Source organism: Hydrocarboniphaga sp. (genome assembly GCF_028291725.1).
GTDB lineage: Bacteria > Pseudomonadota > Gammaproteobacteria > Nevskiales > Nevskiaceae > Hydrocarboniphaga.
The window spans coordinates 16,977-39,610 of record NZ_JAQGNT010000024.1 but is presented as its reverse complement, the minus strand read 5'-3'; the positions used below and the strand labels follow the sequence as shown (position 1 = coordinate 39,610).

At 66.0% G+C, this 22,634-nt stretch carries 25 protein-coding genes, 1 tRNA gene and 1 pseudogene; 13 read left to right on the top strand and 14 right to left on the bottom strand.

Features of this window, described 5'->3' with window-relative positions:
- The 4 genes from JWQ90_RS06385 to JWQ90_RS06370 are packed head-to-tail and all read right to left on the bottom strand — an operon-like array spanning nucleotide 1 to nucleotide 3,068.
- On the bottom strand, nucleotides 1–588 hold the full coding sequence (locus JWQ90_RS06385) for a PilX N-terminal domain-containing pilus assembly protein (RefSeq protein ID WP_299690916.1): 588 nt from the start codon (nucleotides 586–588) through the stop codon (nucleotides 1–3).
- A gap of 1 nt (nucleotide 589) precedes the next feature.
- Nucleotides 590–1,876, bottom strand: a complete 1,287-nt coding sequence (locus JWQ90_RS06380) for a PilW family protein (RefSeq protein WP_299690913.1) — start codon at nucleotides 1,874–1,876, stop codon at nucleotides 590–592.
- Nucleotides 1,873–2,481, bottom strand: a complete 609-nt coding sequence (gene pilV / locus JWQ90_RS06375) for a type IV pilus modification protein PilV (RefSeq protein WP_299690910.1) — start codon at nucleotides 2,479–2,481, stop codon at nucleotides 1,873–1,875. Before pilV ends, JWQ90_RS06380 begins: the two co-directional genes overlap by 4 nt.
- Nucleotides 2,472–3,068 (bottom strand): GspH/FimT family protein, encoded by a 597-nt coding sequence (locus JWQ90_RS06370; protein ID WP_299690907.1) that lies wholly within the window; start codon nucleotides 3,066–3,068, stop codon nucleotides 2,472–2,474. Before JWQ90_RS06370 ends, pilV begins: the two co-directional genes overlap by 10 nt.
- A gap of 234 nt (nucleotides 3,069–3,302) precedes the next feature.
- Here JWQ90_RS06370 and JWQ90_RS06365 point away from each other — a divergent pair, with 234 nt between their 5' ends.
- Nucleotides 3,303–4,346, top strand: coding sequence for an FAD-dependent oxidoreductase (locus JWQ90_RS06365; RefSeq protein WP_366919452.1), 1,044 nt, complete (start codon nucleotides 3,303–3,305; stop codon nucleotides 4,344–4,346).
- Between the two features lie 196 nt (nucleotides 4,347–4,542).
- Here the strand turns inward: JWQ90_RS06365 and JWQ90_RS06360 are convergent, their stop codons facing one another.
- Entirely contained in the window at nucleotides 4,543–4,950 is a 408-nt protein-coding gene (locus tag JWQ90_RS06360; protein ID WP_299690901.1) for a type IV pilin protein, read from the bottom strand.
- Nucleotides 4,951–5,075: 125 nt separating this feature from the next.
- On the opposite strand from JWQ90_RS06360, the gene JWQ90_RS06355 reads away from it, so the two are divergent.
- From JWQ90_RS06355 to JWQ90_RS06340, 4 genes are read left to right on the top strand one after another with little or no spacing between them, the layout of a single operon-like run.
- Nucleotides 5,076–5,690 (top strand): GspH/FimT family pseudopilin, encoded by a 615-nt coding sequence (locus JWQ90_RS06355; RefSeq protein ID WP_299690898.1) that lies wholly within the window; start codon nucleotides 5,076–5,078, stop codon nucleotides 5,688–5,690.
- On the top strand, nucleotides 5,684–6,574 hold the full coding sequence (locus JWQ90_RS06350) for a prepilin-type N-terminal cleavage/methylation domain-containing protein (protein WP_299690895.1): 891 nt from the start codon (nucleotides 5,684–5,686) through the stop codon (nucleotides 6,572–6,574). Before JWQ90_RS06355 ends, JWQ90_RS06350 begins: the two co-directional genes overlap by 7 nt.
- A 25-nt stretch (nucleotides 6,575–6,599) precedes the next feature.
- Nucleotides 6,600–7,805 carry a hypothetical protein gene (locus JWQ90_RS06345; protein WP_299690892.1) on the top strand — a complete coding sequence of 402 codons (1,206 nt, stop codon included), beginning with the start codon at nucleotides 6,600–6,602 and terminating at the stop codon, nucleotides 7,803–7,805.
- 29 nt (nucleotides 7,806–7,834) lie between these two features.
- Nucleotides 7,835–8,374 (top strand): hypothetical protein, encoded by a 540-nt coding sequence (locus JWQ90_RS06340; RefSeq protein WP_299690889.1) that lies wholly within the window; start codon nucleotides 7,835–7,837, stop codon nucleotides 8,372–8,374.
- Nucleotides 8,375–8,531: 157 nt separating this feature from the next.
- Here the strand turns inward: JWQ90_RS06340 and JWQ90_RS06335 are convergent, their stop codons facing one another.
- Nucleotides 8,532–8,846, bottom strand: a complete 315-nt coding sequence (locus JWQ90_RS06335) for a hypothetical protein (protein WP_299690886.1) — start codon at nucleotides 8,844–8,846, stop codon at nucleotides 8,532–8,534.
- Nucleotides 8,847–9,620: 774 nt separating this feature from the next.
- A tRNA-Thr gene (locus tag JWQ90_RS06330) sits at nucleotides 9,621–9,696 on the bottom strand.
- A 105-nt stretch (nucleotides 9,697–9,801) separates the two neighbouring features.
- On the opposite strand from JWQ90_RS06330, the gene JWQ90_RS06325 reads away from it, so the two are divergent.
- From JWQ90_RS06325 to ppnN, 3 genes are all read left to right on the top strand, one after another.
- Nucleotides 9,802–10,752 carry a DMT family transporter gene (locus tag JWQ90_RS06325; RefSeq protein WP_299690883.1) on the top strand — a complete coding sequence of 317 codons (951 nt, stop codon included), beginning with the start codon at nucleotides 9,802–9,804 and terminating at the stop codon, nucleotides 10,750–10,752.
- 51 nt (nucleotides 10,753–10,803) lie between these two features.
- Nucleotides 10,804–11,817 carry an LLM class flavin-dependent oxidoreductase gene (locus JWQ90_RS06320; protein ID WP_299690880.1) on the top strand — a complete coding sequence of 338 codons (1,014 nt, stop codon included), beginning with the start codon at nucleotides 10,804–10,806 and terminating at the stop codon, nucleotides 11,815–11,817.
- 165 nt (nucleotides 11,818–11,982) lie between these two features.
- Nucleotides 11,983–13,353, top strand: a complete 1,371-nt coding sequence (ppnN, locus tag JWQ90_RS06315) for a nucleotide 5'-monophosphate nucleosidase PpnN (RefSeq protein ID WP_299690878.1) — start codon at nucleotides 11,983–11,985, stop codon at nucleotides 13,351–13,353.
- Nucleotides 13,354–13,429: 76 nt separating this feature from the next.
- Here the strand turns inward: ppnN and JWQ90_RS06310 are convergent, their stop codons facing one another.
- Entirely contained in the window at nucleotides 13,430–13,975 is a 546-nt protein-coding gene (locus JWQ90_RS06310; RefSeq protein WP_299690876.1) for a septation protein IspZ, read from the bottom strand.
- A 93-nt stretch (nucleotides 13,976–14,068) separates the two neighbouring features.
- The gene (locus JWQ90_RS06305; RefSeq protein ID WP_299690873.1) at nucleotides 14,069–15,619 is read right to left on the bottom strand and encodes a M4 family metallopeptidase; all 1,551 of its coding nucleotides are present in this window, start codon (nucleotides 15,617–15,619) and stop codon (nucleotides 14,069–14,071) included.
- A gap of 325 nt (nucleotides 15,620–15,944) precedes the next feature.
- On the opposite strand from JWQ90_RS06305, the gene JWQ90_RS06300 reads away from it, so the two are divergent.
- Together JWQ90_RS06300 and JWQ90_RS06295 are read left to right on the top strand one after the other, a co-directional pair.
- Nucleotides 15,945–16,496, top strand: coding sequence for a DUF2058 domain-containing protein (locus JWQ90_RS06300; protein ID WP_299690870.1), 552 nt, complete (start codon nucleotides 15,945–15,947; stop codon nucleotides 16,494–16,496).
- A 97-nt stretch (nucleotides 16,497–16,593) separates the two neighbouring features.
- Entirely contained in the window at nucleotides 16,594–17,322 is a 729-nt protein-coding gene (locus JWQ90_RS06295) for a glycine zipper 2TM domain-containing protein (protein WP_299690867.1), read from the top strand.
- A gap of 97 nt (nucleotides 17,323–17,419) precedes the next feature.
- Here the strand turns inward: JWQ90_RS06295 and djlA are convergent, their stop codons facing one another.
- The 5 genes from djlA to JWQ90_RS06270 form a co-directional block, all read right to left on the bottom strand.
- Nucleotides 17,420–18,202 (bottom strand): co-chaperone DjlA, encoded by a 783-nt coding sequence (gene djlA / locus JWQ90_RS06290; protein WP_299690864.1) that lies wholly within the window; start codon nucleotides 18,200–18,202, stop codon nucleotides 17,420–17,422.
- Between the two features lie 67 nt (nucleotides 18,203–18,269).
- Nucleotides 18,270–18,617, bottom strand: a complete 348-nt coding sequence (locus JWQ90_RS06285; RefSeq protein WP_299690861.1) for an FKBP-type peptidyl-prolyl cis-trans isomerase — start codon at nucleotides 18,615–18,617, stop codon at nucleotides 18,270–18,272.
- Between the two features lie 280 nt (nucleotides 18,618–18,897).
- Nucleotides 18,898–19,347, bottom strand: coding sequence for a hypothetical protein (locus tag JWQ90_RS06280; RefSeq protein ID WP_299690858.1), 450 nt, complete (start codon nucleotides 19,345–19,347; stop codon nucleotides 18,898–18,900).
- A 290-nt stretch (nucleotides 19,348–19,637) separates the two neighbouring features.
- Nucleotides 19,638–20,087 carry a hypothetical protein gene (locus JWQ90_RS06275; RefSeq protein ID WP_299690855.1) on the bottom strand — a complete coding sequence of 150 codons (450 nt, stop codon included), beginning with the start codon at nucleotides 20,085–20,087 and terminating at the stop codon, nucleotides 19,638–19,640.
- A 16-nt stretch (nucleotides 20,088–20,103) separates the two neighbouring features.
- A complete protein-coding gene (locus tag JWQ90_RS06270) occupies nucleotides 20,104–21,207 on the bottom strand; it encodes a S1/P1 nuclease (protein ID WP_299690852.1) in 1,104 nt (367 codons plus the stop codon).
- Between the two features lie 166 nt (nucleotides 21,208–21,373).
- On the opposite strand from JWQ90_RS06270, the gene JWQ90_RS06265 reads away from it, so the two are divergent.
- The 3 genes and pseudogenes from JWQ90_RS06265 (at nucleotide 21,374) to JWQ90_RS06255 (ending at nucleotide 22,629) form a co-directional block, all read left to right on the top strand.
- The gene (locus tag JWQ90_RS06265) at nucleotides 21,374–21,709 is read left to right on the top strand and encodes a metalloregulator ArsR/SmtB family transcription factor (protein ID WP_299690849.1); all 336 of its coding nucleotides are present in this window, start codon (nucleotides 21,374–21,376) and stop codon (nucleotides 21,707–21,709) included.
- Nucleotides 21,706–22,113, top strand: a pseudogene (arsN2, locus tag JWQ90_RS06260) (arsenic resistance N-acetyltransferase ArsN2); the annotation flags it as partial. The gene JWQ90_RS06265 and the pseudogene arsN2, both read left to right, overlap by 4 nt.
- A gap of 15 nt (nucleotides 22,114–22,128) precedes the next feature.
- Nucleotides 22,129–22,629, top strand: coding sequence for an arsenate reductase ArsC (locus JWQ90_RS06255; RefSeq protein WP_299690967.1), 501 nt, complete (start codon nucleotides 22,129–22,131; stop codon nucleotides 22,627–22,629).
- The last annotated feature ends 5 nt before the right edge of the window (nucleotides 22,630–22,634 follow it).

The window sequence follows — 22,634 nt, the reverse complement described above, 5'->3', positions numbered from 1 at the left end:
CTACTGCTGCGACAGTCCGCGGATCTTGGCGACTTTGACGTAGACGCCCTGCACGACTTCCGCTCCGCCCTGCGCCAGCGTGTCGTCGCTGGCGACGCGGTCGTAGCCACCGACGATGGTGAAAGCCGCGAGGTTGTAGCGGTCGCCGCTGTCGCCTTCACGCAGGGCCGCAACCGGTGCGTAGTCGTTGCCGTTGATCTGTTCGCGGCGCACGGAGACGTACAGGTAGTTCTTGTAGTTGGTGTTCGGCATCAGCGCGGCGGTCACGCTGGCGCTCGGGCAGGAGAAACCCTGCTGCGTTGCCAGCGAGCTGGCGTTGAGGCTGGAGCCGATCGCGCAGGACTGCAGGTAGCCCGAGCCGGGCAGCACGTTCAGCGCCGCCGAGTAAGCGCGCACCGATTCCAGCGCGGTCTGTGCGTTCTGCTGCGCGTCGAGTCGGGTGCCCTCGTTCTGGGCCAGCCGCAGATCGATGCTGCCGGAGCGCATCGCGGCCAGCCCGAGCAGGGTCAGGATGACGAGGAACAACAGCGCGGTGGCCAGTGCCGCGCCGCGTTGATGATGTGGGTGTGGATCGTGATGGTTGCGCATGTCAGCGGGCCGGGTTGCGCAGGTAGACGGTCGTGGAATAAATGCGGCGATAAAAATGCTGGTCGCTGCCGCTTGAGGTGTACGCGCTGCCGTCGCCGGCGGTGTAGGTCTTGGTGTCGGTGTACGAGCCGTCGCTGCGCGCCGAGCGCATCCGCAGGAAGATCTGCGCGGTCTGCGCATTGGTCGCGACTTCCTGCGCGCTCGGCGTGCTGGTGTAGCGGAAGCCCGAGCCGTCGGCATTGGCCACGCCCCAGACGATCTGCAGATCCTCGACGCCTTCGGCCAGGCATTCACTGTAGAAGCCGCTGGCCGTCGCGCTGGCGCCGGCGGCGCCGCAGGTACCGCTCTCGTTGTCGCTGCCGGCGGTGTAGCCGGTCGAGCACAGCTCCTTGCGGCACAAGGTCGGGATGCCGTCGCCGGAGGTGTGCGAATAATTGCGCACGTAGTAGATGCGCGGCACGTAGCGGAAGAAGTTCATCGGTGCACTCAGCGGCTGCTCGGTGCCGCCCGGCGTGGCGGTGTCGGCGCTGCTCCAGCGCATCAGCGTGCCGACGACGCCATTGGTCTGCAGGTAGTAGTTGTAGGCGCGCAGCTTCACCTGGCCGCTGCCTGGCTTGCAGTCGGTTGTGTTGGCGCTGTCGATGCAGCCGGTCTGCTGGCCGGCGACGCGGCGCAGCGCCACCACGTCGGTGCCGGTCTTGTAGTCGCCGATGCAGCGCCACATCGCGCTCGGCGCGCCGCTGGTGCTCTGATTGCGAAACTCGATGCGGCTCGGCCACATCAGGATCTGGGTGATGCCGGTGATCGGGTCCGGGTAGCTGAGCTTGCGAGTCAGCTCGAAAGCCCAGCGTGTGGTCGCGTCGACGCCGCAGTCGTTGGCCGCCGGGAACGCCGCGGTCGCGGTGCTGGCGTCGTTGGTGGCGTCGAGGTCGTTGGTGTTGGGCGTGATCGTCGCCGCGCTGGCGATGCCGCCCCAGTAACCGGCCATCGTGATGTCGCGCGACAGCGTCGCCAGCGCGAAGCGCGCCTGGTCCTGCATGCCGGCGATCAGCTCGTTCTGGCGGTTGCTGCGGTTGGTGTAGACGAACAGCGTGCCAACCGCGGTGACCAGGATCAGGCCGAGCACCAGGCTGATCATCAGCTCGACCAGGGTCAGGCCGGCCTGGCGTGAGGGGCGCGCAGCGCGTAGGTCGGCAATCCCTTGCCGACATGTAACTTCGACGCGCAGCCGGGGCCTCACGTCGGCAAGGGATTGCCGACCTACGGTTTGCCGACGCCGGCAGCTCATATGAACTCCACGACAATCAGCCGGCGCAGCAGATCGTTGCTGCCGGAAGTCAGCGGATCGGTATAGCGGCCCAGGCCGTTGCCGCAGGTGGCACGCATCGGGTCGTTGCTCGGCACGGTCGACGGAATCGCTGCCAGCGCGGTATAGCCGCGCCATGCGACGGCGACCCGGTAGACCTTGTTGGTGGCGTCGTAAGTAATGCAGCCGGTCGGATTGACCAGGCCGCCGGTGATGTTGCCGCTGGCGTCCTGCTCCTCGGCGCCGAGCAGCTTCTGGCCCCATTGGTAGACGTCGTAGGCCGCAAGGTCCGCGCTGCTGCAGGCGGCGGAGCTGGCCGCGCAGCCGGTGGCGCTGGCGGCGGCGGTGGCGTCGCTGGTCAGGTAAGAGACCTTGGCGCTCGGATTGGCGCGGATGCGCTCGACCATGTCCTGGGCCAGCGCGGTGGCACTGGTGCGCTGCGCGGTTTCGAAATTGACCTTCTTGGACGCCGCCTGCAGGCCGGCGACGGTCAGCAGGCCGATCGCGGTGATGAAGATCGTGATCAGCACTTCGATCAGCGTGAAGCCGTCCGCGCGGCCGCGGCGTGTGGGCAGGTTCAGCCGCATAGGCTGGCCGTGGTGGTGGCGTCGAGCGCGCGCAGGCTGACGTAGCCGCTGGGCGCGATCTCGACGCGGCGGCTGTCGCTGAGCCGGTGGCTGGCGTCGCACAGCGTGAAGCTCAGTGCCTGTGTCGCGCGGCCGTTGCTGGCGAAGACCAGGTAGGCCGGATTGCCGGCCGGCACGATCGTGAACGCATTGCCTTCGCCGGTGGCGGTGACCCGGCCGACCGGCTCGAACACCGCGATGATGTCGGCCGCGGCGTCCGGCTCGGCGCTGTCGATGCTGGTGTCGCTGTCGCGGTAGACGATCCAGCCCTGCGCCCAGGTGCCGCTGGTGCTCATGTCGCAAACCGGGAACGTGCTGCTGGTGAAATAGTTGCGCCGGCACACCACGACGTTGCCGTTGCGCGCGATCGCCTCGCTGCGCGCCTGGTTGAAAGCCGACAGCATCAGCGTGCCGCCCTGGGCCCGCGCCGAGGCGACGGCCATCTGCTGGAATTGCGGAATCGCCGCCGCCAGCAGGATTGCGGCAATGGCCATGACCACGACCAGCTCGAGCAAGGTGAAGCCGGCTTGAGTGCGGATGCGAAGCATTGCAGCGTTATACCAAGGCGCCGAAAGCCGACGAACTAGCGCAGACGGGCGGTGCCGCTTTGCAGGCTGGAGGGAAAGTCCGGACAATCAAAGCCCGGACAATCGCGGCCCGCCGCCGGCCCGTAACCGTCCCCCCGCGCGTCGCCGGCATCGCACTCCCGCTCCCCAAGGATTTGGCTTTTGGCATCGTCGTTCGAATCATCGTTTGAATCATCTTCCCGCCAGCACGCGCTTATCGTCGGCGCTGGCGTCATCGGCATGCTCAGCGCGCTGCAGCTGCACAGTCGCGGCTGGCGAGTCTCGGTTTTCGACAGCGGCAGCGCCGGCCGCGAATCGTCCTGGGCCGGCGGCGGCATTCTGAGTCCGATCCTGCCGTGGAACTACCCGGAGGCGGTCTGGCAGCTGAGTCGCCGCAGCCTGCCGTTGTACGACGCACTGGCACCGGAGCTGGCCGAGGCCACCGGCGTGGACCCCGAACTGACCGCGTCGGGCGCGATGCTGCTGGATCCGGATCAGATCCAGGCCGGTGCGGCCTGGTGTGCGGCAGCCGGCCTGGCGGCGCCGGAGATCGACGCCATCCTGCAGACTCGTGGCCCGAGCTTGCCGGGCCTGCTGCTGCCGTGGATCGGTCAGATACGCAATCCGCGGCTCGGCCAGGCGCTGAGGCTGCGCCTGCGCCAGCTCGGCATCGCGCTGCACGAAAACACGCCGGTCACCGGCTGGCTGCGTGACGGCGGCCGGGTCGCCGGAGTCGACACGGCGGCGGGCGAGCATCGCGGCGACTGCGTGGTGCTGGCGGCCGGCGCCTGGAGCGGCGCGCTCGGCGCGCTGCCGGTTGCGCCGGTACGCGGCCAGATGCTGCTGCTGCGGGCCGCGCCGGGCCGGCTCAAGCGCATCGTGCTGGACGGCGGCCGGTATCTGATCCCGCGTCGCGACGGCCGCATCCTGGTTGGCAGCACGGTCGAGTCGGCCGGGTTCGACAAGCGCGTTACCGGGGCCGCGCGTGAAGAACTGCTGGCGTTCGCGGTCGGCCTGCTGGGCACTGAGGCGGCGGGCCAGGTCGAAACGCAGTGGAGCGGTTTGCGGCCGGGGTCGGCGGACGGCATTCCGTATATCGGCGAGCATCCGGCGCTGCCCGGCCTATGGGTCAACACCGGCCACTACCGCAACGGTCTGGTGATGGCACCGGCCTCGGCCGAACTGCTGGCTGACCTGATGGAAGGCAAGCCGACCCAGCTCGACGCGGCGGCCTATCGACTCGGCGCGGGGCGTTTGTAGGTCGGCAATCCCTTGCCGACGTGAGGCCTCGGTTGCACATCGGGCTGAGCATGCTCGCCGCCATCGTAGGAGCGGGTCGTACCCGCGACTGAGGCCCTTAAGAGCACAGTCGCGGGTACGACCCGCTCCTACAAGTGTGGCTCGTAGGTCGGCAATCCTTTGCCGACGTGCGAAGCCCGATGCGCAAGCGAGGCCTCTACCGCCAGCACGCGGCCGGCGTGCGCGCGCCCGACTGGTCGATCTCGAGCCGCGCGCAGCTGACCTCGTCCTGGCTGTCGGTGGCCTGACTGCCGGGGCTGCGGGCATCGGCGCGCAGCAGGTTGCTGGTCGCGGTCGAAGTCGGGATCGACAGGCTGTAATCGTCCGCGACGCCGCCCGAAGTCGGCGCGCCGATCTGTGTGAGCGTCGTCGCATAGGCCGAGTTGTCGGCGCGATATTTTTCCTGGCGCAGGTGCAGTTCCATCAGCAGCGCCATCGCGCTGACCCGATGCGTCTTGCGCGCCACGCGCTGGTAGCTGGGCACGGCCATCGTGGCCAGCAGCGCGATCATCGCGATCACGACAGTGACTTCGAGCAGGCTGTAACCGCGATTGATGCGTTTCATCGGAGTCCTCGTGTGGAGCCGTTCGCACTTTGCCCGCTGTTTGGCCGCGCATCGGTGACGCGGCTCGCAGTTGCGGCCCCGCTGCGCGTTTAGATTGGCTCCATCGTCTTCAAGCCGGGGGGCTTATGGCGCGGGCCATCGATCAGCGGTGCAAACGGGCAGGCCGGAGCGGCGGCTACGGTGGCGACCACGGTTACACGCTGCTGGAGGCGTTGACGGTCGTCGCGGTGCTCGGCGTGCTGCTGGCCGCGAGCCTGCCTTCGTTTCACGACGCCGGCCTGCGCTCGACGCTGAAGAGCGCCGCCGATCGCCTGCGCAGCGACATGGGCGAGGCGCGAACCACGGCGCGTGAGCGCGCGCAGTTCGTCTACCTGAGTTTCGTGCGCGCCAGTGACGGCGCAAGCTGGTGCTGGGGCCTGAGCCTGGCGCCGTCCTGCGACTGCCGGCTGGATGATCGCAGCGCCGCTGCGTTCTGCTTTGTCGATCGCGATGCAGCGAGCGCATCGCCGCTGCCGCGCTTCGTGCGCAGCAGCGACTATCGCAGCGTGCTGCTCGATGCGCTGCCACTCGGCGGCAGCCTGCGCTTCAGCCCGGTGCGCCCTGATCTGGTTGCCGGCAATATCAGCTTCAGCGCGGCCGGCAGTGGCGAAACCCTGCGCGTGGTCGTCAGTTCGCTGGGCCGTCTGCGCCTGTGCTCGCCGGCCGGCGCGCATGCGGTGCCGGGGTTGCCGCCATGCTGAAGCCGGCATCGCGCGGCTTCACCCTGGTCGAGCTGATGATCGCGCTGGTGCTCGGATCGGTCGCGACCAGTGCCGCGGTCGCGCTGCTGTCGTCGACCATCAGCCTGCATCGTGACACGCTGCAGCGCACGCGGATGAATCAGGATCTGCGCCAGGTGTTCGACGTGATGCAGCGCGACCTGACGCGCGCCGGCGCATGGAATGTCGCCGGCGCGATATCGCGATCCGCGAATACTCACGATCTTTCGGCGAGCGCGGTGAGCGGCAGTATCGTGCTGCAATCGGTACTCCCCGGCACTGCCACGCTCGATGCCGCGTTCGGCGCGCCCTTGTCGGAGGCGGTGCTGGTTGGGCGCAAGCTGGTCGTCAGCGCGCGCCAGCCCAGCGGCGCGACGCGGCGCTTTGAGCTGACGATCAGCGGCTATACCAGCGCATCGGCGATCACCGCGACGCTCGCGGCCGGCGATACCTTGCCGACCACGCGCATCAGCGCCGGCAGCTGGACCGTGCTCAGCCCATTCAACGGCGTCGCGACATCGGGCAGCGACTGCCTGGTGTTCAGCTACGACGAGAACGGCAACGGCGTGCGCGATGGCCAGGAGCGCTTCGGCTATCGCTACAACGCCAGTGATCGTGCGATCCGAGCGGTCAACAACGCCGACAGCTGCGGCAATGGCAGTTGGGAGAACGTCAGCGACGAACGCGCGCTACGAGTCACCGCGCTGACAATCGCATTCGTTGCGATGCCCACGGCAGTAGGCAATGCACTGCAAGGCCAGCGCCGCTCGGCGAGCTTTGCAGTCAACGCCCAGCTGCGCGACGTCGCGGCTGCGGATCGCAGCCTGCAGTCCAGCGCGGCGATTCGCAACGATGCGCTGCAGTAACCGGTGCAGTAACCAGGCGGGTGCGGTGGCAATCGGCGTCGCGCTGCTGATGCTGGTATTGGTCAGCCTGCTGATCCTGTCGGCGGTGCAGATCGCGGTGGGCGAGCAGCGCAGCATGGCCAGCGACATCGAGTCGCAGCGGCTCAACGGTTTGGCCGAGCTGTCGCTGGCGCGGGGGTTTGCGCATCTGCGAGCCAATGCGAATCGCGTCTCGTCACAGCAGGCGGATGGCTGGATGGCGAGTGGTGCGGAGCGTTGGTCGGTCTGCGCCGCGACGCAGCTCGCGCCGCCTTGCGGCGATGGCAGCAAGAACATCGCCGACTCGCGCTGGACCGCGTACGCCGACGTTGCGGAGGCGCGCTACGACTCGGGCTCGGGCCGATCGAAGCTGCATTATCTGGCGCCTGCGGTAACGCCCGGTTCGGCCTCGCCGCGCCAGGATGTCGTGCAGATCATCGGCGAGGCGGTCAGCGCCGATGGTCGCGGCCACGCAGTGGTTCGCCAGGATGCGCTGATTCACCCGCTGATTGAGCAGTGGCCCGAGGCGACAATCGTGGCCGGCAGTGTGCGGCTGGCCGGGTCGGGCCGCATCCTTTCAGGCGCTCTGTCGATCTGGTCTTCCGGCGACACGCGGCTGGAGGATGCGAGCCTGAGCTGTGCGGCATCGGAGCTTGTTGCTTCGGCTTGTGGAATGACGCTCAGTGATGCCAGCCATGAGAACGCCGACATCCTCGATGTCGACGGCAATCAAGGCGCGAACCGCGACAGCGCGGTTGCACCCGGCGACATTTTCGAGCGCGTGTTCGGCGTCGCTGCGCAGCTATGGCCCAGCCTGCGCGATCAAATGCAAAGCGTCGATAGCTGCGGATCGCTGGGGCCCGACACGCGTGGCGCGATCTGGATTGCCGGGGACTGCATCTTCAGCCCGGGCGTGGTGATCGGCTCCATCACTACGCCACTCGTGCTGGTCATCGAAAACGGGCGTCTGATTGCCGATGGCAACGCGGTTTCCGGGCTGGTGATGTTGTTTTCCCACGACGGTGGCAACTCCAGTTTTGTTCCGAGCAACGGCGCCAGCATCGCGGGCGCGTTGCTGGCCAATGCAGCGCTGGAGATCACCGCGGGCAGCTACCGGGTCTGGCCCGATGCTGCCGTTGCATCGGCGCTGCAAAGTGGCGCTGCAGCGCCGCTGTTGCTGACGCCGGTGCCTGGCAGCTGGCGCGATTACTGATGATCCGCAGGCGCAGCAGGCAACGGGGAGTGGCGCTGCTGGACGTGTTGATAGCGCTGCTGGTTCTCGCGCTAGGCGTGGCGGCGATGTGCCAGCTGCAAGGCCTGGTGCTGGTCGAAGGCGGGCACGCGCGAGCGCGCGCCGCCGCCGCCCAGCTCGCCCGCGCCAAGCTCGACGATCTGCGCCAGTTCTCGCAACTGCCGGCGGCTGGCATCGGTGTTTTTGGTTTGGATGAAATCGGCAGTGACGCCGGCGGCCGCGAGAACGCCGACGGCAGCCTGGTGCTGCCGGCAGGCGAGCTGTCGCTGTCCGATGTCACGTACCGGCGGCACTGGGAGGTCAGCGCCTATTCCTGGTGTGAGGGCGGCGTGCTTACAGCGGGAATCTGCAGCGGCGCTCGTCGCGCCGGCTTTCAGCAGATCCGCGTGACCTTGAGCTGGACCGACGCCGACGGCAAGACCTCGGACCTGGCGATCGAGACCGCCATCGCGGCGATCGATCCGGTGCTCGCCGGCAGCGCGCTGATCCGCCGCCCCAGCCTGCTACCGCCGAGCGTAGTTCCGAATTGAATCGTCAAGCAGCGGAACGCTTACGAACACGAGCTGCACCTGTAGGAGCGGGTCTTACCCGCGTCTGTGCCGTTCTAGGCCGTAGTCGCGGTTTTGACCCGCTCCTACAGCGGCGACGATGGAAGTCTCGATGGTTCGAAATGAAGGTGCCGCATCACTAGCCTTGTTCCCAGCCGCCCTGCACCCGGTGCCATTTGTCACCCTGCTGTTCCCAGTGGTCGGCGCGGTAGTGGTATCCCGGGCGTTCTTTAACCCAGTAGCCGTCGTGCCAGACATGCTGATGATGGTGTCCATCCCAGACGTAGTATCCGGGCACCCAAACCTGGTGGGGGCGCGGCGCCGGTACCTCGACAACGCGTGGCGGCGGAGGCCCGACATCGATGTCGAGGATCACTCGCGCCTGCGTCGCGATCGGGGCCAGCGCTGAGCTTGTCAGCAGCGCGATACCCAATAGCGATTTCAGTTTGTTCATTGCATCTTCTCGTGTGTGCCTGACATCAGCTTGATCGTCGGCATCTGAACGACGATCGAATAAATCACGCGAGAAAGTTTCCGGATGTAACGGCAAATTCCTGCGAATAAGCACGCAGGTTCGCATGGGCCACAACCGTCATCGCGGTGTGTAGCCCAAGCGGGATTTCGAGTTGATGCCGGGTACCATCGGCGATCGGGCATGACCCGCAGGTTGACAATTCCTTGCCGACCTGTGGCCCTGGATGCGCGTCCCTGCGGCTCGCATTTATCGTCTCGAGGATGCCTTGGATCGATTACGGGGCACTATCCTTAGCGCTCTCTGGCCCTCGCAGCCGTCAGGCAAGAGCCGAATTTGAATCTTGCAGAAGAGTTCGTCGGATAGCCCGGCCGGACGCTTCCAATTGCTTTTCAGACGCCCGATTAGCGCCTGCGTCCAGCGCTGAGTTGATTCGCTGGTTTCCGGTTTGGTGAGCGCCCGTTCGACTGGCAGTGTCGATCCGGTATCTGCTCGTGCTGGTAGCATTTCGCTAGCTCCCAACACTAGAAGCGGAAGTGCAGCGGCAGCACAAGCGATTCGGCGCACGAGACGCGCACAGGCGCTTCCGTATCCTCTGTTACAGGCCACTAGACCTCGAGACCCGGGCGAGAGGGCAATGAAGACCACTGAGGGCTGCCGGTCCAATGCGGGTGCCGTTCTGGTACGGCCGAGTCGCTAATATGAGCATGTTCCCGATATATGAGCATCGGGAGCTTTCATAAACCCTTGATCTATTGGTGCCGGAAAGAGGAATCGAACCTCCGACCTACTGATTACGAATCAGTCGCTCTACCGACTGAGCTATCCCGGCGCGGCCGCGGATTATAGGGTGCCGGGTCGGGGTCGACAATGCATCTGGGCGATAATGCTCGTCCTCCCGCCATTTCCCGGGCGCCCGACCGGCGCCGTTCCGCACGTGTCCGATATCGCTTTCAAGAAACACGAGGCCGCCTATCTGTCCGGCCTGGTCCTGGCTGTGGTCGGTGCGGTGTTCTTTTCCGGCAAGGCGATCGTCGCCAAGCTGCTGTATCGGCACGGGATCGACGCGGTGACGCTGATCGCGCTGCGGATGCTGTTGTCGGCGCCGGTGTTCATCGGCGTGGCGGTCTGGACCTGGCGGCAGGCGCCGCGCCTCGGCGCTGCCGATCTGCTGCGGATCGGCGTGCTCGGGCTGCTCGGCTACTACGCGTCGAGCATGCTGGATTTCCTGGGTCTGCAGTACGTCAGCGCCGGCCTTGAACGCCTGGTGCTGTTCCTGACGCCGAGTTTCGTGCTGCTGATTGGCTTCCTCGCTTACCGGCGTGTGGTGTCGCGCTGGCAGTGGCTGTCGCTCGCCTGCGCGTACGGCGGCATCGTGCTGGTGTTCTGGCACGACCTCAAGGTCGGCGGCAGCAACGTGGCTCTGGGCAGTGCGCTGGTGCTCGGCGCGGCGCTGAGCTACGCGCTCTATCTGCTGCTGTCCGGCGAGCTGCTGGCGCGCGTCGGCACCCTGCGGCTGGTGGCGCTGGCGATGACCTCCTCGTCCGTCGCCGGCCTGATCCAGTACGCGGTGCTGCGGCCGTTCCCTACGCTGTTCCAGCAGAGCGCCGCGGTCTGGCAGTTGTCGCTGGTCAATGCTGCGCTGTGCACCGTCGTGCCGGTGTTCATGACGATGATCGCGGTGGGCCGCATCGGTGCCGGGTTGGCGTCGCAGGCCGGCATGATCGGGCCGGTATCGACGCTGTTCCTGGGCTGGTGGCTGCTCGGCGAGCCGATCACGCAATTGCAGTTGGCCGGCACCGCGCTGGTGCTGGGAGGCATCTTTCTGCTGACGACGCGCAAGGCGCCGCGGGCCGTGGTTGCCACTGAGCCTAGCCAGGCGGTTTAAAAACCCGGCATCGGCCCCATTTGGCAGACATCGCTCATCGCCAGGGTCAGCATGACCAGCCGTATCTCGATTCCGTTTTCCGTCCTCGATCTGTGCCCGGTGGTCGAGGGCAGCACTCCGTCCGAAACTTTCCGCAACACCGTGGACCTGGCGCAGCACGCCGAGCGCTGGGGCTACCGGCGGTACTGGCTGGCCGAGCATCACAACATGCCCGGCATCGCCAGCGCCGCAACCTCGGTGGTAATCGGCCATGTCGCCGGCGCCACCTCGACGATCCGGGTCGGCTCCGGCGGCGTGATGCTGCCGAACCATTCGCCGCTGGTAATCGCCGAACAGTTCGGCACGCTGGAATCCCTGTACCCGGGCCGTATCGATCTGGGCCTGGGCCGCGCGCCCGGCACCGACCAGATCACCGCCCGCGCGATGCGCCGCGACGTCATGGCCGCCGGCAACAACTTCCCGCAGGACGTGATGGAGCTGCGTCGTTACCTGGGCGATGAAGAGCGTGGCCAGGCGGTGCGCGCGGTGCCCGGCCGCGGTCTGAAAGTGCCGCTGTGGATACTCGGCTCCAGCACCTTCGGTTCGCAGCTCGCGGCGCAGTTCGGCCTGCCGTATGCATTCGCCTCACACTTCGCGCCGGACCAGATGGACGCAGCGATCGATCTTTATCGCCGCCATTTCCAGCCCTCGGATCAGCAGCCGGCGCCGCACCTGATGCTGGTGCTGAACGTGTTCGCGGCCGACACCGATGAGGCGGCGCAGCGCCTGTTCACGTCGCTGCAGCAGCAGTTCCTGAAGCTGCGCACCGGCACGCCGGGCCTGCTGCCGGCGCCGGTGTCGACGATGGACGGGCGCTGGTCGCCGATGGAGCAGGCTGGTATCGACCAGGCGCTGCGCTGCGCAGTGGTCGGCTCGCCCGAGACGGTGGAGCGCGGCATCCGCCGGTTCATCGAGCGCTATCGGCCCGACGAGCTGATGCTGACGGCGATGATCCACGATCACAGCGCGCGGCTGCGCTCGTTCGAGATCGCGACGCAGGTGCGCGAGCGGCTAGCGGCGCTGTAGGAGCGGGTCATACCCGCGACTGTGCCGTTCGAGGTTTCAGTCGCGGGTATGGCCCGCTCCTACCGCCGGTTCATGCCGCCGGCGGCTTGCCCTCGGCGCGTGATGCGCGTATCACGCTTGCCGCAGCCCACGAATACCCAGCAGAACCAGGAGAGCGGCAAACACATGAAGTACGACGTCGTCGATGCGCGGGTGTCACCGGAAGGCCGGCTGCGGGTGCTGTCCAAGGCCGAGATCCACCGGCTGCTCGATCACAGCGAGGGCGGCCTGTACCCGGTGTTCCGCAACAGCGCGCTGGCGGTGCTCAACAGCGGCAGCTTCCTCGACGACGGCAAGGAGCTGCTCGAGCGCTATCCGGACTTCGACATCAAGATCGTGCAGGAGCAGCGCGGCATCCAGCTGCAGCTGCGAGGGGCACCGGCGATCGCGTTCGTCGACGGCGAGATGATCCGCGGCATTCGCGAGCATCTGTTCTCGGTACTGCGCGACATTCTGTTCGTCGCCAACGATCTGGTGGACAACCCGAGCTTCGATCTTTCCACCACCGAGGGCCTGACCGACGCGGTGTTCCACATCCTGCGCAACGCCAACTTGTTGTTACCGCGGATCGAGCCGAACCTGGTCGTGTGCTGGGGCGGCCATTCGATCTCGCGCGAGGAGTACGACTACAGCAAGTCGGTCGGTTACCAGATCGGCCTGCGCGGCTTCAACATCTGCACCGGCTGCGGCCCGGGTGCGATGAAGGGCCCGATGAAGGGCGCGACCATCGCGCACTCCAAGCAGCGCATCAAGAACGGCCGCTACATCGGCATCTCCGAGCCCGGCATCATCGCCGCCGAATCGCCGAATCCGATCGTCAATGAGTTGGTCGTCTGCCCGGATATCGAGAAGCGCCTCGAGGCTTTCGTGCGCGTCGGCCATGTTGTCGTGGTATTCCCCGGCGGCGTCGGCACCGCCGAAGAAATCCTCTACCTGCTCGGTATCCTGCTGCATCCGGACAATGCCGAGGTGCCGTTCCCGCTGATCTTCACCGGGCCGGCGAGCGCGGCAGCCTATTTCCAGCAGATCGACGCCTTCATCGGCGTCACGCTGGGCGAGGCCGCACGCAAGCGCTATACGATCATCCTCGACGATCCGGCTGCGGTTGCGCAGCGCATCGCGGTGGAAATGAAGGCGGTGAGCGCGTTCCGCAAGGAGTCCAAGGACGCCTACTACTTCAACTGGTCGCTGAAGATCCCGCACGAGCTGCAGCAGCCGTTCAAGCCTACGCACGAGGCGATGCGCCAGCTCGATCTGCATCTGAACCAGGACAAGCACAAGCTCGCGGCCAGCCTGCGCCGCGCGTTTTCCGGCGTGGTCGCGGGCAACGTCAAGGCCGATACGCTCACCGCGATCCAGCAGTACGGGCCTTTCGACATTCATGGCGACGAAAGCGTGCTCAAGCCGCTCGACGAGCTGTTGCAGGGCTTCGTCCGCCAGGGCCGTATGAAGCTGCCGGGCAAGGCCTATGTGCCCTGCTATCGGGTCGTGGTCTAACGTAGGTCGGCAATCCCTTGCCGACGTGTACGCCGGATGCGCAACCGAGGCCTCACCTCGGCAAGGGATTGCCGACCTACGGTTTACGGCTGGCTGCGGCACGCAGCTGCGGCCACAGGAACGGCAGGTGCAGCAGGCTGAACAGGACGGTGGTGGCGCCGAAGCCGAAGACCTTGAAGTAGACCCAGGTCTGTAGCGAGTAGTGATAGGCGACGTACAGGTTCAGCAGCGCGTGGATGCCGAAGTAGATCGCCCATAGCGCGTTGACCCGGCGCCAGTAAAGCTCCGGCAGCGGCAGCACTTTGCCGAACAGGCTCTGCAGCGCGACCCGGTCGCCGACGTAATGACTGGCTCCGAGTGCGAGCGCGAAAGCGCCGAATACCACGGTCGGCTTGTACTGGATGAAGCTCGGATCGCGCAGCCAGAGCGTCAGGCCGCCGAGCAAGCTCGACACGATCAAGGTAAACACCGAAAGCCCGCTGTAGCGTCCTTCGATCCAGCGCCCGGCCACCAGCGCGAGCGCCGACAGCGCCACCATCACCGCGGTCGCCGCATAGATGCCGGCATAGGCGTAGGCCAGCAGGAAGGCGAGCAGCGGGCCGGCTTCTAGCAGGAATCTCATCGGCCGATTTTAAGCGGTCTGCGATGCTGAAGGCGAAAAAAAGCCGCATCGCTGTCATGCAGACAGGCGATGCGGCCGTCAATCGCAACCGCCTTAGAACACGCTGACCGAACTCCAGGCAGCGGCAACCGCGTTGTACTGCTTCGAGCCCGCGCCATACAAATCGGTGGCGGCGCTCAGCGTTGCTGCACGTGCGGCCGAGTAGTTGGTCGAGGACGTCATGTACACGGTCAGCGCGCGGTACATGATCTGGGCCGCCTGACTCTGTCCGATCGTCTTCAACGCGGTGTTGCCGTCACAGACCAGATCCACCGGCGCGATGCTGAAGCCGGGAGGCGAAACCGCGCCCTGGGTCAGCAGGTAGAAGAAGTGGTTCAGCACACCGGACGAGTAGTGCACGTCCAGATGGCCAATCGCGCTGTTGTAGCAGTCGGGCGAGGTGCCGTCGAGGCTCGGCTTGAACATATAGCGCAGCGCGGTCGTCGGCGTCGCGACGCCGTTGTTGGCTGCGTAGATGCGCTCGCCGATCAGGTAGTTCGGCGGGTTGATCGCATTGTTCGCGTAGTACTCGACCAGGGTGCCGAACACGTCCGATATGCCTTCATTCAGTCCGCCGGATTCGCCGGAATAAGTCAGCGCAGCGGTGCGCGAAGTCACGCCGTGCGTCATTTCGTGGCCGGTCACATCGATCGCAACCAGCGGCAGGAACTCGTCGCCGTCGCCATCGCCGTAAGTCATGCAGAAACAGCTGTCGCTCCAGAATGCATTGACGTAGTTGCGATAGTAGTGGACGCGCGAAGAGGCGCCGACGCCATCATTGGCGATGCCCTTGCGGTTGAACCGGGCCAGGTAGTAATCCCAGGTCAGGTTCTCGCCGTAGGTGGCGTCGACCGCCGCGGTGGCGCGATCGGACGTCGTCGAGTCGCCCCAGACGTTGTCGCTGTCGACGAACAGCTTGCCCTGGCCGACCTGCTTGTTTTTCATGTCGACCGTGTACTGGCTGCCGCGGCTCGGGTCGCGCAGGTCGTAGCCGCCGCTGCTGTTGCTGTCGGTGGTCAGCACGACCTGGCCGGAGGTCAGGCTGTTGCCGGTACCGGGCGTGGCGGCGGTGTTGACCTCGTCCCAGGATTCCAGTGAGGCCAGCGTGTTGGCATCGACCAGAACATGGCGAACGCTCGGTGTGCCGTGGGTGTCGAAGCCGCGCAGCACCACGTCGTAGGCCAGCTTCGGCTCGCTGCTGCGGGCGTAGATGACTTTGGAAATGCTGGCGGCGCCATCGCGCTGGCCGGCGAATGTGGATTCCGCCGCGCGGATCGCATCGGCTTCGGAGGCGGCGGCATCGGTGCCCAGCGTCAGTACGCGGGACAGGGTCAGCGACACGCCCTTGAAGCCGCCGCGGGAATCGGAATGCACGACGAAGTCGCCGCCGATCACGCGCAGACCGTTGTACGAGCGGTCGAAGCGCACGTGCTGCGCGCCGTTGGCGTCGAGGATCACGTCGCGCATCTTGTAGCGCTCGGCGCTGGACGAAAACACCGCGGCCGCATGCGCCTTGATCTGCTGCTCCGCTTTCTGCACCGCCGCGCTGCGATCACCGCCGGCCGCGCCCGCCGCGGCCGACAGGATCGCGGCAGCGATCCCCATTGCTGCAATAGCTCCATGCTTTTTCATTGGTACTCCCAAGTGTTTTGAATCCCTTTGCAGGGACGTTCTTTGGATTGGTGAATCGGCCCGCGCCCGCTTTTGTTGCGTTGCAACGCAACACTCTCCTGCGCGTCGGCAGGGCCCCCCCAACCAAGCGCTTCGGGGAGCAATGCCTATGCCAGCATAGCGCGGGTTTTTGCTCAGGTGGGGAGCGGTTCTGTTGCTCAACGGCTTGCTAGGAATGCCCTCAAGCAACGACCATGTGCGCCCGGGCGCGCTCTACAGGGCGCGCAGGTTCCCGTATCGATTAGAGCGAGTGCCGTACATGAGTCTTTCACTGCGCGACCAGCTGTTGCAGGCCGGGTTGATCAACGAGAAGCAGGCCCAGGCGGCCAGCAAGCAGCCGCATCACCAGCGCAGCGACCGCACGCCGAAGAAGCCGGTGATTGTGGATCCGGCCAAGATCGCCGCCGAAAAAGCCGCCGCCGCCAAGGCCGCGCGCGATGCCGAGCTGAACAGGATCCAGCGCGACAAGGCCGAGCAGAAGGCGCGGCGCGCGCAGGTCAAGCAGCTGATCGAGCAGAACAAGCTGCCCAAGGTCGAGAGCGAGCTGCTGTACAACTTCATCGACGGCAAGGAGGGTAAGCGCATCCGCCGCATCCCGGTCACGCCGGCGACGCGCGACCAGCTCAGCGCCGGCAGCTTGTCGATCGTGCGTTGCGATGGCCGCTACGAAGTCGTGCCGGCGGCGATCGCCGAGCGCATCAAGGAGCGCGATCCGCATGCGGTGATTCCGCCGCGCGCCGCCGAGCCCGCCAGGGTCGACGAGAACGACCCCTACAAGGACTTCGTCGTGCCGGACGACCTGATGTGGTGAGCCGCCGACGGTTCACGCGCTGCCCGCGATCGTTGGCCGGAATTTGTGGTCTACCCGATCAGTTCTGCACCACCTACCAGATTCCCGGAGTCACCCGATGAACAAACGAATTTTCGCCGCCGCCGCGTCGGCCTTGCTGTTGATTGCCGCCGGTTGCGGCCCCTCGGCCGACGAGCAGGCCAGGCAGGCCGCCGACGCCGAAGCCGTCGCCACGCAGCAGGCCGAAGCGCTCAAGGCCAGCCAGGACGAGCTGGCGAAGGCGCAGGCGGCGACACTGGCCGCGCAGGAGCAGGCGCGCCAGGCGCAGGAGCAGGCCGACAAGCTGCAGCAGGCCGAGGCCGATGCGGCCGCCGCCAAGCAGGCTCAGCAAGCAAAGGCCGTCGCCGCCCGCCGCGCTGCGCAGGCGGCGCGTGACCGAGCCGCTGCCGAGGCGCGCGCCTATCAGCCGCCGGTTGCGACCTATACGCCGCCGCCCGCTCCGCCGCCGGTGCTGTGCTCGGATTGCGGCACCGTCGCGTCGGTAGAAGAAGTCCGCGAGAAAGGCCAGGGTTCGGGGCTGGGCGCGATCGCCGGCGCGATTGCCGGCGGCGTGATTGGCCACCAGTTCGGTGGTGGCAAGGGCAAGGATGTCGCGACCGCGGGCGGCGCGGTGCTGGGCGGCGTTGCCGGGCACCAGATCGAACGCGGCGTCCGCTCCAGTACCTACTACAACGTCGGCGTGACGATGGAAGACGGTTCGTACCGTACCGTCAAGGTCGGCGATCCTCAGGGCATCGCGGCCGGCACCAGGGTCCGCGTGGTGGGCGAGAACCTGCAGATCCGTTGAGTTCTCGTAGGTCGGCAATCCCTTGCCGACGTGAGGCCTCGGTTACGCATCGGGCATCCACGTCGGCAAAGGATTGCCGACCTACGGAGCAGCGGTGTTACGTGGCGGCGCGACGTGCGCGTTCGATGCGGTCGTAGGCTGTGGTGATCTGCTGGGTCTTCTCTACGGCCATCGCACGCATGCTTTCCGGCAGACCCTTGGAGGCCAGCTTGTCCGGGTGATTCTGGCTCATCAGCACGCGGTAGGCGCGCTTGAGCTCGGCATCGCTGGCGGTCGGCGGCACGCCGAGTGCGCGATAGGCATCGTCGAGCGCGCTCGCGTCCGACGCGGGGCTGCCAGGCGCGCCGCTGCCGCGCAGCATCGCTTCAAGATCGGCGAATTCACGATCCGACAAACCCAGGCCGCGTGCAATGCGTGCCAGCAGGGCATGCTCGGCCGGATGCATGCTGCCGTCGGCGGCCAGCGCCGACAGTTGCACCTGGATGAACATCTGGTGCAGCACGCGCTGACCGCGCGATGCCTGTGCGAAGCGGGCCACTTCCGCATCCACGTCGAAGCCGTCGGTCTTGCCGCGATTGAACGCGCCGATCGCCGATTCACGCGCCTCCGGCGACAGCCGTAGCCGTTCGAACAACGCTTCGGCGACCTGGATTTCGTTTTGCGTGACTTGGCCATCGGCCTTGCACATGGCGCCCATCACCGCGAAGGTCGAGTCCAGGAACTGCGCCTGGATCTGCCCCAGCTTGCCGGCCGCTGCACCCAGCAGCAGCGGCGGCAGGAAGCGGCCGATGATGTAGCCAACGGCTGCGCCTATCAGCAGCCCTTTCCAGCCGCCCGACGCCAGGCCGATCAGCGCTCCGATCCAGATCAGAAAATTCATCGCAGGAAAAAATCCACGAAAAGTGTTGTGGCGCGCTGATGCGGGCCGTGTGCTGTGGCGATGCCGCTCAGACCCCGAGCAGTTCGACTTCGAACAGCAGCGTCGCGTTCGGCGGAATCACGCCGCCGGCGCCACGCGCGCCATAGCCCAGATCGGCGGGGATCACCAGCCGGCGGGTGCCGCCGACCTTCATGCCCTGTACGCCTTCATCCCAGCCCTTGATGACCTGGCCGCCACCGAGCCCGAACACGAAAGGCTGGCCGCGATCCTTGCTGGAATCGAATTTTGTGCCGGCCTTGCCGTCGGTGTAGAGCCAGCCGGTGTAATGCACTTTGACGCGATGGCCGGCAGCGGCTTCGGCACCGGATCCGACGGTGGTGTCTTCGTACTGCAGCCCGGAAGGAGTCGTGATCATGATGGGGGATTTAAATGGGCGAGGGATTTAACGTGGATTTGACGTGAAACGCTCAACGTTGGATGTGCAACTGGGGCCTGACGTCGGCAGGGGATTGCCGACCAACGACGCGAGCGCCCCTTGGTTTCATCAACGGGGCCGCAAGTTTACTTGATGAGCGATGGGCGGAATGCCGGGCGGGCATCATTGCCGCACGTGTAGGAGCGGGTCATACCCGCGACTGAGGCATGAAACAGCACAGTCGCGGGTATGACCCGCTCCTACACCTGCGGTATTTAGCCTAGTACCCGCGGTATTCCGGCTGCGGCGGGTAGTACTCGGGCGGCGCATCGTAGACGCGGCCTACCGGCGGCTCGTACTGACGGCGCTCGTCACGCTCGTAGTAGCCCTGAGGCGGGCCGTAGCTGGCCTGTTCGGGTTGCGCGTAGTAGTTGCGCGGATAGAACGGAGCCGCGACCACGTTGACGGCCGCGCCGATCACCGCGGCGCCGACCTCGAAAGGCAGGGCGATCACCGCGCCGACAAAGCGGATTGGTGCGGCCGCGCGCCATCTGCCGTGATCGTAGTAACCACGATGCTCGTAACGATCGCGATCGTCCCGATAACCGCGGTCGTGATAGCCGCCACGGTCATCGCGATCACCGCGATCACCGTGATGGTCACGGGCGTAGGAAATCGTCGGCAGTGCAAGCAGCAGTGCCAACGAGGTACAGACAGCCAGCTTTTTCATCGATCGCTCCGCGAATCCGCGATGGATCCGGTCAGCATCTGCTACGCGAGTCGGCCTGAACTCGGGCTGAACTCCACCTCGTCCGATCGCGCATCGCCATGCCCGACGCGCAGTTCAGTTTTGCCTAGAATGAGCGGATTGATGACCTGTAGTCGCTGAACAGCACTTTCCGGCAACGGTAGGTCGGCAATCCCTTGCCGACGTGTACCCTCGGATGCGCAAACGAGGCCGCACGTCGGCAAGGGATTGCCGACCTACGACGTCATCAGACACCGGATGCTGTTCGCCGGCTAGTCGAGCCGATCCGGCGGCCCGACATCGAATAGCGCACGCAATGTCAGCGGAGCATCGCCGACGATGCCGAGCAGCCAGAAGCTGATGCCGGAGGCCGTGCCCCAGCCGAGAATTGCAACGGCGTCATCAAGGCCAAAAACGCCGAGGTGCGTCGGGCCGGGCAGCCAGGCATAAATCAGCATCCCGGGCAGCGATCCCACTGCGCCCAGCGCGGCGAAGGACCAGGGGTCGCGGCGGTGATGCCGCACCAGCCAGGGCGCGCCCGGCAGACCCGCCAGCAGGCTGCCCGCATAGGTCGCGATCAGCCCGAACGGAATATCCCAGGGCCGCTCGAACAGGATCGCCGAATAGAACGGCGCCAGCAGCGGTGTCAGCAGCAGCGCGAGCACCAGCCTGCGGCGGTCGATGCCGGTGGTGGGCGACGGCGGATGTTGTGCCTGCTTCATGGGCTGGCCCGCTGGATCATGGGAATCGGACGGTGCTTTCGCGGCGCAGCTGGTCATCGCCGCCACCGCGGCTATTCTGCGCCGACTGCTCGACACGATGCGCTTCCACAGGGCGCCGGGTCGTGGGCCAGATTGCATCCAGCAGCTGCGCGAGGCGGGCGCCGGCCCGGACGATCTCGCCCTTCTGCAGATCTTCCTTGTGCTTCCAATACGCGGCGTGATCGGCGAACTGCGCAAGCCACTGACCGGGCAGCGCGGGATCGTCGACGAAGCGCAGGCCGATATAGGCCGATCGCGACAACCTCAGCGTTTCGCCGGCCCAGATCACCGCCCAGCCGGTGACCGGCCCCGGTGTCCGCGCCACCGCGTGTGCGCTGTCGCTCAGCGCGCGATCGACGCCGCCGCTCAAGGCCGACGGCATCTGGTCCCAGTCGGAATGAAGATTGGTCTTGCTGATTTCGTCGCGGATCAGGTTGCCGCCGCGTGTGCCGGTCCTGGGATCGGGCGCTTGGCCCAGCGCATCCGGATCAAACGGCCGATTGTCGCTGCCCAGATAGGCGGCACCGACATGTAGCGGCTGATGCAGATCGCCGACGAAATGTGCCAGCAGGAACAGCGCCTCCTTCTTGTCCTTGATGCTGAAAGGCGGCGGAGCGGGGCGATCCTGCAGCACCGCGATGGCGGCATTGATCGCGCCGACAATGTCGTGATCGCTGGTGCCGATGTACGCGCGGTTGTAGCGCTCGTGCTGGAACGCGACGTTGGTGTAGTGATAGGTGCTGTGACAGCCGGCCACGGGCGCATCGGCACAGTTGTCCCAGTTGCGCCGCACATAATCCTCCATCCGCGCGCGTTCTTCGGGTGTGTCGAAGACCGCGCACGGGACTTCGTATTCCGGATGCTGCGGGTCCTGGGTGTAGGTGTAGGCGCCGTTTCCGTCGGCCTTGACGCTGCGCACGCAATCCGGCCACGGCGCGGCCGCGCGCAACTCGAAGCCGAGCAGGGTCCGGACTTTCTGCCGGGCCGCATCGTGCAGCTGCTGATCGGCAATCGCGCCGATCAGCTGATGTCCCTGGTAGCTATAAGCCAGCAGCGCCGGCGAGAAGACCAGCGCGAGCATCGTCAGAACTCCAAGTCCCAGTATCCGCACCGCTCATCTCGCCGTGTTGTTGCAGAGCTTCGATCGTATTTCAAAACCGCAGCAGACGATTCGGTTTCTGCAGATGACGATACGATAGTTCAACAAACGTTGACATGTTGGCCGGCGCTTCACTAGCATCCGCGGCATGAAGATCGACATCGCCGTTGCGCGTCTCGCCGCGCTTGCCCAGACCTCGCGTCTCTCGGTATTCCGGCTGCTGGTGCAGAAAGGCCCGGACGGCATGGCCGCAGGCGAAATCGCCGAGCGCCTGGGTATCGCGACGACGACACTGTCATTCCATCTGAAAGAACTGAGCCAGGCGGGCCTGCTGAAATCGCGCCAGCAAGGGCGCTTCATCTACTACGCGCCCGACTTCAAGGCGATGAACGGACTGATCGGATATCTGACCGAGAACTGCTGTGTCGGCAGCGCCGAGCCAAAAGTCTGTGCAACGCCAGCGCTGTGCGACGTCAAGGCATGATTCAGGCGGCCGAACCCGGCGATCTCGCCGCCATTGCCGGCCTGCTGTCATCCGCCGGTCTGCCGACCGACGACATTGCGGACGACCGGCTGAGCCATTTTCTGGTAATCCGGGATGACGGCGCGGTGGCGGGTGTCGTCGGCATCGACCTGGCCGGCGATGTCGGCCTGCTGCGCTCGCTGGCGGTAGCCGAGCCGCTGCGCGGCGGCGGTCTGGCGCAGCAGCTGGTCGCCGCCGCGGAACATCTGGCACGCGCAAGCGGGCTCAAAACGCTCTACCTGCTGACCACGACCGCAGCTCGCTTCTTCGCTCGCCAGGGCTACACGCCGGCACTCCGCAGCGCGGCTCCGGTCGGCATCGTCGCGACGCCGCAGTTCAGCTCGCTGTGTCCATCGACTTCCGACTTCATGAGCAAAACCATGTCCGCACACCACTACAACGTGCTGTTTCTGTGTACCGGCAACTCGGCGCGCTCGATTCTCGCGGAAGCCGCAATCAACCATATCGGCACCAGCAGCGCCAGTTTTACCGGCTACAGCGCCGGCAGCTTTCCAAAGGGCGCGGTGAATCCGTATGCGCTGGACTTGCTGCAGCGCGCCGGTATTCCGACCGAAGGCTTGCGCAGCAAGAGCTGGGACGAGTTCACCGTGGCCGGCGCGCCGCAGATGGCATTCATTTTCACCGTCTGCGACCAGGCCGCAGGCGAGCAGTGCCCGTACTGGCCGGGACAGCCGATGACCGCACATTGGGGGCTGCCCGATCCCGCGGCGGTCGAAGGGACGGACGAGCAGAAGCGCAAGGCTTTCGCCGACACGTACATTGCCCTGCACCGGCGTATCGAATTGTTCGTGAGCCTGCCGTTCGACAAGCTGGATCACCTGGCGCTGAAGCAGCATGCGATCGACATCGGGGCCCGGTGAAGACC